Below are 14,736 nucleotides of genomic sequence, written 5' to 3' on the forward strand. Positions count from 1 at the left end.
CGCGACCGACCGCGTGTCGACCGACCTACCGTCCGGCCATGCCTGAAGGCGACACAGTTTTCCTGACCGCGAGCAGGCTGCGCCTCGCGCTCGACGGAAAGACACTGACCCGCAGTGATTTCCGAGTGCCCCGCTACGCCACCGTCGACCTGCGCGGACAGCAGATCGAGAGCATCGGCAGCTACGGCAAGCACCTGTTCATCAGGACACCGGAGGTCAGCGTCCACACCCACCTGAAAATGGAGGGCGAATGGCGCACCTACTGCACCGGGGAGCGCTGGACCCGGCCGCGGGTGACCGCGCGCCTGGTACTGGGCACCGAGGACACCGAGGCGGTCGGCTTCGCCCTCGGCACTGTCGAAGTGCTGCGCCGCGCGGACGAGCACACCGCCATCGATCACCTCGGTCCCGATCTGCTCGGCGCGAACTGGGACGCCGCCGAGGCGATGCGGCGGCTGACCCAGCACCCCGCGCAACCGATCGGACTCGCGCTACTCGACCAGCGGAACCTGGCGGGCATCGGCAATATCTACCGCAGCGAGATCTGCTTCCTGCGCCGGGTGCACCCGGCCACCGCCGTCGCCGCTGTCCCCGACCTGCCGGCATTGGTCAACGAGGCGCATCGGGTGCTCACCAAGGCCGCCACCGAACCGCCGTGGCGTCCGCTGGCCTATGGCCGCACCCGCCGCCCCTGCCAACGCTGCGGCACACCGATCGTGGTCCAGCTGCTCGGCGAAGCCGGGCCGGGTGACCGCATCACCCAACGCGAGCGCGGTATCTATTTCTGCCCCCGCTGCCAGCCGCCACCTGCCTGACGGGCCCGCCGGGTACGCACCGACACGCAGACAGCCCTGCTGCCGGTGTGATTTGCCATTTCATTGCTAATACTTCTCCACTGCCGCGCGACAACATCATCGGAAATCGTCAGCGAGCACCATGAGAGCAGGCAAATAATGAGTGGGCCGACCAGAAGGTCGCAGCTATTCGCGATTGCCATTCGTCTGCTCGTTGCCGCCGTGGCCATCGCCGCCACCGTGGTGTTCACCTACTGCCTACTGCATTCGACTGCGGCGAAGGATGATTCGACCACACCTGCTCCGCGGCCGCCCTCGATCTCCACCGAGGATCTCGGCGAGCGCCTTCCCTGATTAATTAGACCGGTCGTCATAGTTGCTGCTACCGTCGGATCATGGCACCACGCACCAGCTCGCGACAGCGCTTCCTCGATGCCGCCGCCGATCTCTTCCACACGCAGAGCTATCACGCCACCGGCTTGAACCAGCTCGTCGCCGCGGGCGGCGCCCCGAAGGGCTCGTTCTACTTCCACTTCCCCGGCGGCAAGGAACAACTCGCAGCCGAGGCGCTCACCCAGTCCGGCGAGCGCCTGCGCGACGCCGTCGACGCCATCCTCGGCGGCGGCGGCGACCTGACCACGGTCTTCGACGCGCTGACCGCGATCCTCGTCGACTCCGACTTCGAGCGCGGCTGCCCCATCGCGACCATCGCGCTGGACGCCTCGGCCGACAGCGAACCCATCCGGCAAGCCTGTGTCGCCGGTTTCGAGTCCTGGCGCACGACAATCGAAAAGTTCCTGCGGGACAAGGGCATCGAAGCGGGCCGCGCAGCCGGGCTCGCCACCGTCGCGCTCGCCATGATCGAGGGCGCCCTGCTGCTCGCCAAGACCCAACGCGACCCCGCGCCATTGCACGCGGTCGCCGACCATCTCCGCACCACCTTCGAACGAGAGCTCTCCTGATGCGAATCCATCACCTCAACGGCGGCACCATGCGCCCACTGGGCGGCCGACTCATCGACGGCACCGGCGGCCTGCTGCGCCGCGCCGAAATGGTCTGCCACTGCCTGCTGATCGAGCTCGATTCCGGGCTCGTCCTGGTCGAGACGGGAATCGGCGAACAGGCGGTGCGCCACCCCAAGGAATGGCTCGGCAGCAAGTTCCTGCTCCTCACCAACCCGGTCCTCGAACTCGAGCAGACGACGGCATACCAGGTGGAGGCGCTCGGCTTTCGCCGCGAGGACGTCCGCGACATCGTGCTCACCCACCTCGATCTCGATCATGCGGGCGGCCTTGCCGACTTCCCGAACGCGCGGGTGCACGTGTACGCCGAGGAACTGCGCTCCCTCGAAGGCATTTATGGACCCAAGGAGCGCTTCCGCTACAAGGCCCCCCAGTTCAGGCACGGCCCGCACTGGGAAGCGTATTCGGACCTCGGGGAAAGCTGGTTCGGATTCGACGCGGTCCGACAGTTGACCGGCCTGCCGCCGGAGATCCTGCTGATCCCGCTGTCCGGGCACACCAGAGGACATGCGGGCGTCGCGGTCGACACCGGCGACGGCTGGCTGCTCTCGGCGGGCGACTCGTATTTCCATCCCGGCACGCTGGACCCCGTTCGTCCGCAGCAGCCGATCGGCGTCTCGATCTTCGAACGCAGCGTGCAGACACTGCCCAGTCCCCGCATCGAAAACCAGCACCGCCTGCGCGAACTGGTGCGCGACCACGGCGACGAGGTGACCACCTTCTCCGCGCACAACGCCGCCGAACTACGCGCGCTCCAGAACGTGCCTACGTGAATCGAAACCCTTGACGCCGCACACCCTTCCGATTAACTTACAATTTGTAAGTTAATCGAGGGAGTGCGCTGTGAACGATCCGCGACGGTATGTGGTCATCGGAGGCGGGCTCGCCGGGCTCGCCTCCGCCGTCTGGCTGGCCGAGGCAGGCAAACAGGTCACCCTGCTGGAGCGTCGAGGCAGGCTCGGCGGCCGGACCCACGCCATGAAGGTCGATGCGGTCGAGGATCTCCCCGACAATGGCCAGCATGTGATCGCCAGCGGCTATGACCACCTCTTCCGGTACCTGACCAGCATCGGAACCCGCGAGTTCGTCGCCTTCCCGCACCACGCCACGCTGCGCTGGCCCGATGGCCGCAACGCGACCATGGCGACGAAGGGCATCGGCGCACTGCGCACCCTGTTCGGCGCCCACCCCGACGCGAGCCTGCTCGACCGGCTGCGCGCGGCGCGGGCCACCCTGCGCCTCGGCTGGCAATGTCTGCATCAGCCCGCCGATCTCGCCGATCTCACCACCGAGCAGTGGTTCCAGCGGATCGGCATGCCCGCCACCGCGCGCGAGGCGCTGTGGGACTGGCTCGCACTCGGCGTCGCGGCCGAGCCGGTCGGGCAGGAATCGGCGAAAGTACTCGCCGACGTCATGGCCACCGGAATCCGGCTCGGCATCAAAAATCGGCAACCTGCCACCATCGGCTATCCGACCACCGACCTGGACACCCTCTTCGTCACCGGCGCCGAAAAGCTCTTCCAGCGGCACGGAGTCGAAGTCCGCAGGCGTGCGGTGGCCCGGCGAATCCACATCGTCGACGGCGCGGTGACCGGCGTGGCGCTGGCCGACGGCACCGTCGTGCCCGCCGACGCGGTGGTGTGCGCGGTCCCCAACTCCAGCGTGGGCGGCCTGCTGGACGAATTACCGGAGCACGCCGAGATCTACGCGGCCGCAGACAAACTCGGCTACACCCCGATCGTGAGCACCAATCTCTACCTGGACCGCCCGCTGGGCACCACATCGCAGTTCGAGGCGCTGATCGGCGGCACCGGCGTCATCGACGAGGTCTTCGACCGGCAGCGGATGACCGGCCGCAACACCGACAAAGCCTGGCTGTACTGCCTGACCACCAGCGGCGCCTACCAACAGATCCACAAGACCAACGAAGCGATCGTCGCCGAGCAGATGGAGCTGCTGCGCCGCTACTACCCTGCTGCCGCGGACGCGAAAGTGATTCAGGGCCATGTGGTTCGGATGCCCAAGGCCACCTTTTCCCAGGTGATCGGCACCCATGGGCTGCGGCCGGACCAGCGGACATCGGTGCCGACACTGGTGCTGGCAGGCGACTGGACGGCCACCGATTGGTCGGCCACCATGGAAAGCGCCGTCCAGAGCGCCGCGCGGGCCGTGGACCAGCTGCTTGCGCTACCGTCTGTATTGTGACCACGCAACGCTCCACATCTGAGCACCGCGCGGCCCGGGCAAGCATCGCAGAGCCCGACACCGCGCCGAAGCGCCGCATGTCCGCAGCCGACCGGCGCACGCAGTTGCTGGATGTGGCGCGCGACATCGTGGCCGCCGACGGGTTCGGCGCGGTGAGCATCGATCGCGTGGCACGAGCGGGCCAGGTCGCCCGAGCTCTGGTGTATCAGCAGTTCACCGACCTGTCGGGCCTGATGAACGCGCTGCTGGAACGTGAGACGGCCATCGCGCTGGCCGGTGTCAGCAGCGTCGACTGGTCGGGCACCGACTACGACGTCGACGAGGTCGGCCGCGGCGTGCTCGCCTATCTGCACGCCGCACCGACCAGCTGGCAGATCATCCTGAGCCCGCCCGACGGCGGTCCGCCCGATCTGCGCGAACGGCTCGAGCTCGGCCGCGCCTACGCGCGCGCGATCGGTGCTCGTCACCTGTCGCACTTCACCGGAGTCACCATCGATCCGGACGGCGCGACCGAGCGGATCATGTTGGCGGCCTTGGAAGAACTGGCTCGGCTGCATCTGACCGACCGGGATCGGTACCCCGACGCCATGGTGCTGCGGTACCTGCGTTCGCTCGTGGCATGGGCCGCGGGCGTCGAAATGTCGAATAAGACCCGCTGACCAGCAGTTTCGTCGTCATCACGAAATCCTCACAGTGCGATTGGTTTTCTTGTTCCAGCGCGGAGAACCGCGCGGGAAACGAGAGGACATCCAGACCATGAAGACCAAGACCGCCATTGCCGCAGGAATTTTCGCCCTCGGCGTCGTCGCCGCGGGCACCGGCGTCGCCAACGCCGAGTTCATCGGAAACTACGCGACCTATGAGGCCTGCGCGGCCGACGGCGACTCCCCCAGGACCGGCGGCACCCAGTGGCAGTGCGTCGAAGTCGCCAACGGATGGGACCTGCACACCTTCTGATCGATCGAGTTCCGAATACCGACTGGCCCGGAGGGGGTCGGGCCGGTCGGACTCCGGCCCGCACGCGGTGTCTGAAGTGCCTTATTCTCAGACCTCGTGCGGGTTTTGGTGGTCGAGGACGACGAGGGTCTCGGCAATGCGGTGGCAGCGGGGTTACGGTCGGCGGGCTTTGCGGTGGACCTCGCACACCACCTCGCCGACGCCGATCTCAAGATCACCATCAACACCTACGATTGCCTCGTCGTCGACCGCGGACTGCCCGACGGTGACGGCCTGCACCTCGTCGCCGCCCAGCGCGCCGTGGGCAGGCGCGTGCCGGTGCTGATACTGACCGCCCGCGACGGGCTCGCGGATCGGATCGCGGGCTTCGACAACGGCGCCGACGACTACCTGGTCAAGCCCTTCGCGCTGGCCGAACTCGCCGCCCGCGTGCGTGCCCTGTGCCGTCGGCGCGAGCAGCCCGCGCCCGCCCGGATCGTGCTCGGCGACATCGACATCGATCTGCCGCGCCGCCGCGTTCAGCGCGCGGGCATCCTGCGCTCACTGACCCCCAAGGAATTCGCCGTGCTCGAACTGCTCGCCACCCGCGCGGGCAGCGTCGTGTCCCGCTCCGAGCTCATCGAATGCTGCTGGGACGAAATGGCCGAACCCGCGTCGAACGTGGTCGACGCGGTGGTCGCGCAATTGCGCCGCAAGCTCGGTGCGCCGCCGGTGATCGAGACCGTTCGCGGTACCGGCTTCCTGATCGGAAGTGAACCATTCGCACCGTGAGTTCACTGCCCGCACCCCTCGGCGGCAGCTCCATCGGCTCCGCCGCCGACCGCCCCGCGGTGGCACGGCTGCGCCGGACCCGCTGGCAGCTGACAGCGCTGATCACCGCGATCACGGCGACCGCGCTGATCATCCTCGGGCTGGTCGCGGCCACGATCGACTCGCGGTCACGCGATCACGCCATCGACAATTCCCTCGACCGAGTGGTGACCGGGCTGTACCGAGCCGTCAACCTCCCGCCCGGCGAGGACGCCATCGACCTGAGCCAGATCGAGAACGACGCACTCGCCAACGGCGAAACCGCGGTCATGATCGTCAGTTCCGACGGCGACGGCAAGTGGACAGAGAGCTATGCGCACCTGCGCACCTGGTTGCCCCAGGACCACGGTGCCGCCGCCCTCGCCGACGACGCCGTCTTCGCGGGGGAAACGGTGTTCCGCAACGGAGTCGACAATATGGGCCGACCCGTCCGCATCGCGGCGACGCCGATCTCCTGGGAGGACTCCCGAATCCAGGCGGTCGTCATCGCGGGCACCAATCCTGGCCTGTGGGACCGTGATCGAGCGCTGCTGATGTGGGGACTCGTCGTCGGCGGCGCAACGCTCGTCGCGCTCTCGGCCATTGCGGGACACCTGCTTTCGGGGCGCAGCATGCGCCAGGCCCTGGTGATGGTCGAGGAGCAAGAGCGGTTCCTCGGCGATGCGGCCCACGAACTGCGCACCCCGCTGACCACGCTGCGGTTGGTCACCGAGCCACGCGACCGCGCGCCGCAGGAGAATCAGCGGGCGCTGACCGACGCACGGGCACTGGGGGACAGGATGGAGCGGATCGTCGCCGGTCTGCTCGCCAGGGCGCGCATGCAGGCAGGCGTCACCACGATGGAGAAGGTACAACTGCTGCTCGATCAGCTCACCGAATCGGTCGTCGAGGAGTTCCCGAAGGCGAATATCGTTGTCCAGGCCCATCCGACGGTGGTGATCGGCGACCCGGGACTACTGAGCCTCGCGGTGCGCAATCTGATCGAGAATGCGATCGTGCACGGCGCGGTGAACCGCACCGCGCCGATCGAGGTGCACGTGGCAGACGGTCGCGTCAGCGTCCGCGATCACGGTGCGGGCATCAATCCGCAGCTGTCGAGCAATCCGTTCCAGCGCGGCGTGACCGCGGGACGCGGCAGCGGCATCGGCCTGGCGCTGGTGGCCTGGATCGCGGACCTGCACGGCGGCAGCGCATCGATGGAACCGGCCGGGGGCGGCGGCACCATCGTCTCGATCGCTCTGCCGCCGCCGTCGCTCGGCCATACCTGACGGCTCAGCTGTCCAGCGGTACCGGTTCCAGAATCTCCGGGCGCGGCTCGGGTGCGGCGACGCGCAGTGCGTCGGCGGCGGCGTCGTCGGGCTGGGTCTGCGACCGAATCTCGGCCTCGACCCTGGCCTGGTAGGTCTTCACCTCGCGGTCGATATCGTCGTCGTCCCAGCCGAGTATCGGCGCGACGAGCCCGGCCACCTGTTCGGCGCAGTTCGCGCCGCGGTGCGAATACTCGATGGAGATCCTGGTCCGCCTGGCCAGAATGTCCTCCAGGTGCAGCGCGCCCTCCGCCGCCACGGCGTAGACGGCTTCCACTTGCAGATACGACGGCGCGTCCGTGATCGGTTGCAGCAGTTCAGGTTTACCGTCGGCCATAGCCATCACCTCGTCGATGAGCGAGCCGTAGCGGTCCAGCAGGTGCTCGATCCGATACGGGTGCACGCCGTAGGCCTCGGCCAGCTGCACCGTTTGGTTGATCAGCGCGAAGTAGCCGTCGGCGCCCAGCAGCGGGACCTTCTCGGTGATCGATGGCGACACCCGGGCCGGAATATCGTGCGCCGCTTCGTCGACCGCGTCGTAGGCCATCACCCGATAGGTGGTGTACTTGCCGCCCGCGATGCCGACAAGTCCCGGCGCGACCCGTGCGACGGCGTGCTCACGCGACAGCTTCGAAGTCGAATCACTCTCTCCCGCAAGCAAAGGCCGCAGACCCGCGTACACGCCATCGATGTCGGCGGGTGTGAGCGGCGTGACCAGCACCTGGTTCACCCGGTCGAGCAGGTAGTCGATATCCGCCTTGGTCGCCGCGGGATGCGCGAGGTCCAGATTCCAGTCGGTGTCGGTGGTTCCGATGATCCAATGCGCGCCCCACGGAATCACGAACAGCACCGAGGTCGCGGTACGCAGGATGATGGCGGTATCGCTGACAATGCGGTCGCGCGGCACCACGATATGCACGCCTTTGGAGGCGCGCACGTGGAATCGGCCGCGATTGCGCGAGAGCGCCTGCACCTCGTCGGTCCACACACCGGTCGCGTTGATCACCACATGGCCGCGGACTTCGGCGGTGCGGCCGTCCTCGCTGTCGCGGACCTTCACTCCGACGACGCGGTCGGCCTCGCGCAGGAAGCCGACGACCTGGGTGGAGGTGCGGATCACGGCACCATAATGCGCGGCGGTGCGGGCGACGGTCATCGTGTGCCTGGCGTCGTCGACGACCGTGTCGTAGTAGCTGACGCCGCCGATCAGCGAATCGGGCCGTAGGCCGGGAGCCAATCGCAGTGCGCCGTGACGAGAGAGATGGCGTTGTCCCGGAACGGATTTGGCGCCTCCCATGGTGTCGTAGAGCACCAGACCGGCCGCGACATACGGGCGCTCCCAGGCACGGCGGGTCAGCGGGTAGAGAAAGCACAGCGGTTTCACCAAGTGCGGCGCCAGCGTGGACAGCGCGAGTTCGCGCTCGCGCAGCGCCTCACGCACCAGCCCGAACTCCAGCTGCTCCAGATACCGCAGGCCGCCGTGAAACATCTTCGAGGACCGGCTGGAGGTGCCGGAGGCGAGGTCACGCGCCTCGACCAGGGCGACACCGAGGCCACGAGTCGCCGCGTCCAGCGCGATTCCGGCCCCGACCACTCCACCGCCCACCACGACGACGTCGAAGTGATCCGTGCCGAACCGCTCCCATGCCACCGCGCGCTGCGGGGGGCCGAGGAACTGCGATTTCTTGGTCATTGCTCGACTCCTCCAGCCCGACGACGGCGTCGGGTGTAGACGACGTTGTGAGTCTTCACGGGCACACGATCGAGCTGTTCTGGATACAGGCTATGCGAGTCGGGGAGCAATCCCCGGCCGCGGCGCCTACCGTGTCGCCGGGGAGCTACCCGCCGGTAACCGAGGTCCACAGTAGTCCGGCGACACCCGCCACGCGAGGTGATGCGCAGCGCGCTCGACACCCGCCGCGTCGCGTCGTTCGACACGCAGCGCGCGCCGTATTTAGTAGCCTGCACGAATGCGTCGCTATGTGGCCGCCATTGATCAAGGCACGACGTCGAGTCGGTGCATCGTGTTCGACAGGCAGGGCCGCGTGGTCGGCGTCGCCCAACGGGAGCACGAGCAGATCTTCCCGCGACCGGGCTGGGTCGAGCACGATCCGGAAACCATCTGGCGCAATACCGAATTCGTCCTCGGCGAGGTTTTGCAGACCACCGGTCTCGGCGCGGACGACATCGCGGCGGTCGGCGTCACCAACCAGCGCGAGACAACGGTGGTGTGGGAACGCGCCACCGGCAAACCGATATACAACGCCATCGTCTGGCAGGACACCCGCACCGACCGGCTGGTGACCGAACTGGGCGGCGAGTACGGCGCGACCCGCTATCAGGACCGCACCGGCCTGCCGCTGTCCACCTACTTCGCCGGACCGAAACTGCGCTGGATCCTCGATAATGTCGAGGGCGCGGCAGCGCGCGCCGAGGCGGGCGAGTTGTGTTTCGGCACCATCGACAGCTGGGTGCTGTGGAACCTCACCGGCGAGCACATCACCGACGTGACCAATGCGTCGCGCACCATGTTGATGGATCTTCGCACGCTGCGCTGGGATCCACAGATCTGCGCGGAATTCGGCGTGCCACAGGCGATGCTGCCGCAGATTCGCAGTTCCTCGGAGGTGTACGCGGAGATCGCGGCGGGCCCGCTGACCGGCATTCCGGTCGCAGGCATCCTCGGCGACCAGCAGGCGGCGACTTTCGGCCAGGCCTGTCTGGCCCCCGGCGAGGCCAAGAACACCTACGGCACCGGCAATTTCATGCTGTTGAACACCGGGACGACGCCGGTGGTCAGCAAGCACGGACTACTCACCACCGTGTGCTACCGGCTCGGCAACGAGCCCGCGGTGTACGCGCTGGAAGGCTCGATCGCGGTCACCGGCTCACTCGTGCAATGGTTCCGGGACAACCTCGGCATCATTTCCGCGGCCGAGGAGATCGAACCGCTGGCCCGTAGCGTCGACGATAACGGCGGCGCCTACATCGTGCCCGCGTTTTCCGGGTTGTTCGCGCCGCGCTGGCGGCCGGATGCCCGCGGCGTGATCGCCGGCCTCACCCGCTTCGTCAACAAAGGTCACCTGGCGCGAGCGGTGCTGGAGTCCACCGCATTTCAGACCCGCGAGGTGGTGGACGCCATGCGCGCGGATGCCGAATCCGAACAGCTCGGCCTGCAATTGACGACGCTGAAGGTGGACGGCGGCATGGTCGGCAACGACCTGCTGATGCAGTTCCAATCCGATATTCTCGACGTCCCGGTCGTGCGCCCGGTGGTCAACGAAACCACCGCTCTCGGTGCGGCTTACGCTGCCGGACTCGCGGTCGGCTACTGGCCGAATACCGATGACATCCGCGCCAATTGGGCGGCCGACACGACCTGGGAACCGACCATGTCCGCCGCAGACCGCGACCATCACCTGGCGGAGTGGAACAAGGCCGTGGAACGAACCTACGGCTGGGTCTCTTGATCATCCCGAACCGCCAGTAGCACAACCTATTCGCCATCCGGCACGCTACACCCGGCCATCACATTTCCGGATACGGAAGCCGTGGGTTATACCGCACTCTGCGATGCGTCCCACGGCTACGCCGCGATGATTCGCGCTGATCGTGGACTAGAACTCGGACAGCGGCAGAGCGGCGGGCTGGCACCACGTCGTCACCGGCTGGCAGGGCGGCGGCGGAGGCGGGCAGTCGGTTGTCACCGGCTGACAAGGACCCGCCTCGGCAATACCCGGCGCAAGAAGAACCATGCCGCCGGCAATCAGCGCACCCGTAATGAATTTCGCGATCATGAATAGATTCCCTCCCTCTGGATCGAATACCGACGCTACCGCAGCGGGTCACTCCACAGCGATCGGATCGATCAAGGTGGCAGTCCGAAAGATGATGTGGCAGTCAGTGATTCACGACAGCACGCGCCAAGCGGTCGATAGCCTCGGTCAGCGTCGCGGCATCCGAGGTGGTGAAGCACATGCGCATCGAGTTGCGGTAGCCGCCGTCGACAGCGAAGGCGGAGCCAGGAACGTAGGCGACGCCTTCGTTCAGTGCGCGCGGGAGAAGCGCCTGAGTATCGGTGTCGTCGGTGAAGTCGGCCCAGACGAACATGCCACCGGTCGCGTCGGTGCAGGTTATCCGATCGCCGAACCGGTTGCGCACGGCGTGCACCAGGGCCTTGGCCCGGGTGCCGTAGGCGGCGCGGACAGTGTCGATGTGGGCGGTGAGCCAGGTCTCGTCGGCGAGCAGCTCGGCGGCGATCTGCTGGGTGAGGGCCGAACCACAGAGGTCCGCACCCTGTTTCAGCAGTTCCACCCCGCGACAGACCTGATCCGGTGCGACCATCCAGCCGACGCGCAAGCTGGGCGAGAGGATCTTCGAGGCGCTGGAGAGCCGAATCACGTTGCTCGAGTAGGTGGCAACCGGTTCGGGGGCGGGGCTGTCGAACCACAGCTCGCCATACGGGTCGTCCTCGATCACCCAGAAGCCGTGCGCGTCGGCCAGTTCCGCCAGTTCGCGACGACGCTGCCGGCTCATCGTCACCCCGCCGGGATTGTGGAAGTTGCTGACGGTGTGCACGAACGCGGGACGTTCGCCGCGCATGAGCAGCTCCGCGAGCACGTCGACCCGCATGCCCTCGGCATCCAGCGGCACCGCGATGATCCGCGCCCCAGCTGCCCGGAACACTTGCAGCGCACCGACATACGCCGGATCCTCGACGATTACCAGTGCGCCGGGATCCAGCAGTACCTCGGCAAGCAGCGACAGCGCCTGTTGCGAGCCGTGGGTGACGAACACCTCGCCGACCGGGACGACGCGGCCGAGCCGGGCCGACTCACGCTCGGCGAGTACGGCGCGCAGCGGCGCCCAGCCGGACGATTCGGTGTACTGCAGGCAGCTCGAACCGCTCAGCGCGATCTCCGCGGCGGCGGCGATCCCCTCGCGCGGCATCAGCGCGGCATCGGGCAGGCCGCCCGCCAGGCCGATCACGTCGGCCCGGGTGGTGAGCTTCAGCAGATCACGGATCGCTGAGCTCTGCAGACTGCCGAGCTTGCCTGCGAGCGGTGGGATAGTCGGCGGCATGCGCACCTCCGGGAACACCATGGACACGTGACCCAACTGTCCCAGATCCATACCAGAATATGAAACAGATTCCCATACTATGGGAAACGATCAACGTTCCCGGACCGCGAATATCAGCTTCCTGCCGTCCCGGTCGACCGTGATGACCGTTTGCGGGTACACGATGGTTGTGCCGTCGGTACGGTGCGCGGTCAAGTCCACATCGTAGGTGTCCGGGGCGGTCTCGGTGATCCGCACACAATGCGTGGTGCCTACCGGGATCTCCTCGTTGATGGCCTTCTGCAGGACTTCCGCGGGCGACAAGTACTCCGCATCGGGCGCGAGGTAGCTGCGGGCCCGCTCCCCACTGCGCTCGACGAAGTACGCGTACTGGAAGCCGAGGATCGCGCCCGCTCCACTAGTGGTATCACCGGCGCCGTTGCCGACGGTGACCTTGCCGTCCTTGCTTGCCGGGCAGCTCAACGCGGCTGTCGGCGTCACGGGCGGCGGCGCAGCGGACCCGCCGCCGTTATCGCGGTTCACCGCGATGATGGTCGCCACCAGCGCGCCGACGACCGCCGCCGCGGCGACCGATCCGAGCGCGATCCAGCGGCCGCGCGAACCCTTTTTCGGCCGATTCGTGGTGAACACCGGGGTCGGGATGGCGCTGGGAGCCAAGCGCTTGGCAATGGGATCGTCCGACCACGACAGGCCGGGCGCGGAAGCCGGCGGTGGCGTCGGGACACCGCCGCCGTCGGCGGGCCGATTCCACCAGGTATCGCGTTCGACACCGGGCGGCGCCGCCTGGGGACGCGGGGTGGTGAGATCTTCCTCCGCATCGACCGGCGGCTGCGGCGCCTGCTGGACCGGCGGCACGGGCGGCGGCGCATCGGGGAAGACGGTGGTGTCGGGCGCTCGATACTGCGCGGGCGGGGGCGGCATCGACGGCGGTTCGTCCGCGGGACGCCAGATCAGCTCGGGATGATCGGCCGCGGGCTCCGGCCACTGCGGCGGTTGACCACTCGTCGGCGGACCGAAATCGTCCACGGGCGGACCGAAGTCGCCCATGGGAGGGCCGAAGTCGCCGACCGGCGGCCCGAATTCCGATACCGGCGGGCCGAAGTCGCCCATCGGTGGACCGAATTCCGACCTGGGCTGGCCGGATTCTCTGCCCTTCGCATCGTCCTCGGAACCCACACCAAATCCTTTCCCCAGGACACACGTGTGGGGCGGTCGCGAACGACCGCCCCACCCGTCGAATCAGCTCGTGTCAGTACTGGAGCGAGCCACCCCACTGAGTCGTGACACCAGCAATGTTGACCGTCTGCGGAAGCAGTTCACCCGGCTGCACCGGAAGTTTAACTTGTGCTGCCGCCTCGAGGGCAGCCGCGCCACCGGGCTGTGCCGCGATCCAGTGCTCGACGGCCGCCTTCGCCTTGTTCAGCTCGGTGGTGTCGAGAACGACGGTGTTCTTGTTGTCGGCCAGGCCCTCGCCACCGGTGTAGCTGGTGAGCTTGATGGTGTTGGCATCGACGTACTCGACCGAAACACCGGCCTCGCCCGCACCGGTCGGGGTGTGGTAGCCGACTGTGCCGACATAACCCGCCGCGTTGTTGAAGTGGTGGGTGTTGGCCGCGAAGCCGGGCAGTGCGCCACCACCGTCGATGTTCGCGCCGAGCTCCGCGTGCGGACCGGTCATCTCGACGACCGGAGCTGCGGGCGCGGCCTGCAGACGCGGCGCCTGCCAGCGCGGCGGGGGCTGCACCAGGGTCTGCGATTCGGGCTGTGCCGCCTCGACATTCGCCTCGCTGCCCGGCGCGGCGCCGGGGGTGCCCGGCTTGGTCGTGCCCGGCTGGACCGGCTTCGCGTCGGTGCCTGCTGGATCCGGCACGACAGCGGGCTGGGCGGGTGGCTGCTGACCGGGAACCGGCAGCGGCGCAATCCGCGGGGTGGTCACACCCGGCTGAGTCGGCGCGGCGAGTTTCGGATCCTTCGGATTCGGCATCACCTGGTTGGGGTCCGGCGTCGTGACACCCGGCTGGCTCGGGGTCGGCTTGGACTCCGGCTTACCGGGTTCCGGCTTGTTCGGCTCCGGCTTGGTGGTTTCCGGCTGGCCCTGGTCCGAAGGCGCGTCGATACCCGGCTGCGCAGGTGCAGGAGTGGTCGGCGTGGTCGGCTGATCGTTGGGAACTGCCCCCGCCGGCGCCGCGAAGAGAGTCGCCACAGCGGCCGCAGTGGCCAGCGGCAACGATGTACTCGCCATCGCTCGCTGCGCCCGACTCGGCTTACGATGTTTCACTTTTCGCACGTCCCTTTCCCGGGTGCGACCGAACCGGCCGCACTCAGTTGTCTCTGGTGAGACGCACGGCCGCCGAACGGCTTCAGGGCCGTTCGCCGTATCCCGGTTGGAAAGGAACTAGCCCCCCACACAGAACCTCGCGACCGCCCGCCGATCGCATCTCTGCGGGAAGTGAACCACATGTAAGCCGCACTGGCAACGCATTGAAATATGCCCAATGCCAGGAACACTCACGCGGCCATGATCAGCGCTCCCCACCCGACCGGCCCGAAGCCGATCAC

Annotated in this window: 15 protein-coding genes; 10 read left to right on the forward strand and 5 right to left on the reverse strand. The window is 67.6% G+C overall.

Going from position 1 to position 14,736, the window contains the following annotated elements; all coding sequences use genetic code 11:
• The first annotated feature begins 38 nt into the window (after window positions 1-38).
• The 9 genes from ACFU4Z_RS00610 (at window position 39) to ACFU4Z_RS00650 (ending at window position 7,056) form a co-directional block, all read left to right on the forward strand.
• On the forward strand, window positions 39-815 hold the full coding sequence (locus ACFU4Z_RS00610; protein WP_379058301.1) for a DNA-formamidopyrimidine glycosylase family protein: 777 nt from the start codon (window positions 39-41) through the stop codon (window positions 813-815).
• 138 nt (window positions 816-953) lie between these two features.
• Window positions 954-1,148: a hypothetical protein gene (locus tag ACFU4Z_RS00615; RefSeq protein ID WP_379058303.1), complete on the forward strand. Its 195-nt coding sequence runs from the start codon at window positions 954-956 to the stop codon at window positions 1,146-1,148.
• A 41-nt stretch (window positions 1,149-1,189) separates the two neighbouring features.
• The gene (locus tag ACFU4Z_RS00620) at window positions 1,190-1,756 is read left to right on the forward strand and encodes a TetR/AcrR family transcriptional regulator (protein ID WP_379058306.1); all 567 of its coding nucleotides are present in this window, start codon (window positions 1,190-1,192) and stop codon (window positions 1,754-1,756) included.
• A complete protein-coding gene (locus ACFU4Z_RS00625; protein WP_379058309.1) occupies window positions 1,756-2,589 on the forward strand; it encodes an MBL fold metallo-hydrolase in 834 nt (277 codons plus the stop codon). Before ACFU4Z_RS00620 ends, ACFU4Z_RS00625 begins: the two co-directional genes overlap by 1 nt.
• A 70-nt stretch (window positions 2,590-2,659) precedes the next feature.
• On the forward strand, window positions 2,660-4,021 hold the full coding sequence (hpnE, locus tag ACFU4Z_RS00630) for a hydroxysqualene dehydroxylase HpnE (RefSeq protein ID WP_379058311.1): 1,362 nt from the start codon (window positions 2,660-2,662) through the stop codon (window positions 4,019-4,021).
• Window positions 4,018-4,680 (forward strand): TetR/AcrR family transcriptional regulator, encoded by a 663-nt coding sequence (locus ACFU4Z_RS00635; RefSeq protein ID WP_379058314.1) that lies wholly within the window; start codon window positions 4,018-4,020, stop codon window positions 4,678-4,680. Before hpnE ends, ACFU4Z_RS00635 begins: the two co-directional genes overlap by 4 nt.
• Before the next feature lie 97 nt (window positions 4,681-4,777).
• Complete coding sequence (locus ACFU4Z_RS00640) at window positions 4,778-4,978, forward strand: hypothetical protein (RefSeq protein WP_379058317.1); 201 nt, start codon at window positions 4,778-4,780, stop codon at window positions 4,976-4,978.
• Window positions 4,979-5,074: 96 nt separating this feature from the next.
• Window positions 5,075-5,749: a winged helix-turn-helix domain-containing protein gene (locus ACFU4Z_RS00645; RefSeq protein ID WP_379058320.1), complete on the forward strand. Its 675-nt coding sequence runs from the start codon at window positions 5,075-5,077 to the stop codon at window positions 5,747-5,749.
• Window positions 5,746-7,056, forward strand: a complete 1,311-nt coding sequence (locus tag ACFU4Z_RS00650) for a sensor histidine kinase (protein WP_379058324.1) — start codon at window positions 5,746-5,748, stop codon at window positions 7,054-7,056. Before ACFU4Z_RS00645 ends, ACFU4Z_RS00650 begins: the two co-directional genes overlap by 4 nt.
• A 4-nt stretch (window positions 7,057-7,060) precedes the next feature.
• Here the strand turns inward: ACFU4Z_RS00650 and ACFU4Z_RS00655 are convergent, their stop codons facing one another.
• Window positions 7,061-8,788, reverse strand: a complete 1,728-nt coding sequence (locus ACFU4Z_RS00655) for a glycerol-3-phosphate dehydrogenase/oxidase (RefSeq protein ID WP_379058327.1) — start codon at window positions 8,786-8,788, stop codon at window positions 7,061-7,063.
• A gap of 277 nt (window positions 8,789-9,065) precedes the next feature.
• Between ACFU4Z_RS00655 and glpK the strand changes: the two genes are divergently transcribed.
• Window positions 9,066-10,565: a glycerol kinase GlpK gene (gene glpK / locus ACFU4Z_RS00660; protein WP_379058331.1), complete on the forward strand. Its 1,500-nt coding sequence runs from the start codon at window positions 9,066-9,068 to the stop codon at window positions 10,563-10,565.
• A gap of 147 nt (window positions 10,566-10,712) precedes the next feature.
• On the opposite strand, the gene ACFU4Z_RS00665 is transcribed toward glpK, so the two are convergent.
• The 4 genes from ACFU4Z_RS00665 to ACFU4Z_RS00680 all read right to left on the reverse strand — a co-directional run bounded on the left by ACFU4Z_RS00665 (window position 10,713) and on the right by ACFU4Z_RS00680 (window position 14,419).
• Window positions 10,713-10,892: a hypothetical protein gene (locus ACFU4Z_RS00665; protein WP_379058336.1), complete on the reverse strand. Its 180-nt coding sequence runs from the start codon at window positions 10,890-10,892 to the stop codon at window positions 10,713-10,715.
• A gap of 103 nt (window positions 10,893-10,995) precedes the next feature.
• The gene (locus ACFU4Z_RS00670) at window positions 10,996-12,177 is read right to left on the reverse strand and encodes a PLP-dependent aminotransferase family protein (RefSeq protein WP_379059276.1); all 1,182 of its coding nucleotides are present in this window, start codon (window positions 12,175-12,177) and stop codon (window positions 10,996-10,998) included.
• A 90-nt stretch (window positions 12,178-12,267) separates the two neighbouring features.
• Entirely contained in the window at window positions 12,268-13,353 is a 1,086-nt protein-coding gene (locus tag ACFU4Z_RS00675) for a hypothetical protein (RefSeq protein WP_379058339.1), read from the reverse strand.
• Window positions 13,354-13,426: 73 nt separating this feature from the next.
• Window positions 13,427-14,419, reverse strand: coding sequence for a hypothetical protein (locus ACFU4Z_RS00680; protein WP_379058342.1), 993 nt, complete (start codon window positions 14,417-14,419; stop codon window positions 13,427-13,429).
• Window positions 14,420-14,736 lie beyond the last annotated feature (317 nt).

Origin of the sequence: Nocardia sp. NPDC057440, from assembly GCF_042802915.1 — a bacterium.
GTDB lineage: Bacteria > Actinomycetota > Actinomycetes > Mycobacteriales > Mycobacteriaceae > Nocardia.

Bases quoted from the DNA above. Each gene is read 5' to 3' on its own strand.
- ACFU4Z_RS00610 (WP_379058301.1), top strand. From the start codon at position 39: ATGCCTGAAGGCGACACAGTTTTCCTGACCGCGAGCAGGCTGCGCCTC.
- ACFU4Z_RS00615 (WP_379058303.1), top strand. From the start codon at position 954: ATGAGTGGGCCGACCAGAAGGTCGCAGCTATTCGCGATTGCCATTCGT.
- ACFU4Z_RS00620 (WP_379058306.1), top strand. From the start codon at position 1,190: ATGGCACCACGCACCAGCTCGCGACAGCGCTTCCTCGATGCCGCCGCC.
- ACFU4Z_RS00625 (WP_379058309.1), top strand. From the start codon at position 1,756: ATGCGAATCCATCACCTCAACGGCGGCACCATGCGCCCACTGGGCGGC.
- ACFU4Z_RS00640 (WP_379058317.1), top strand. From the start codon at position 4,778: ATGAAGACCAAGACCGCCATTGCCGCAGGAATTTTCGCCCTCGGCGTC.
- ACFU4Z_RS00655 (WP_379058327.1), bottom strand. From the start codon at position 8,788: ATGACCAAGAAATCGCAGTTCCTCGGCCCCCCGCAGCGCGCGGTGGCA.
- glpK (WP_379058331.1), top strand. From the start codon at position 9,066: ATGCGTCGCTATGTGGCCGCCATTGATCAAGGCACGACGTCGAGTCGG.
- ACFU4Z_RS00665 (WP_379058336.1), bottom strand. From the start codon at position 10,892: ATGATCGCGAAATTCATTACGGGTGCGCTGATTGCCGGCGGCATGGTT.
- ACFU4Z_RS00670 (WP_379059276.1), bottom strand. From the start codon at position 12,177: ATGCCGCCGACTATCCCACCGCTCGCAGGCAAGCTCGGCAGTCTGCAG.
- ACFU4Z_RS00680 (WP_379058342.1), bottom strand. From the start codon at position 14,419: ATGGCGAGTACATCGTTGCCGCTGGCCACTGCGGCCGCTGTGGCGACT.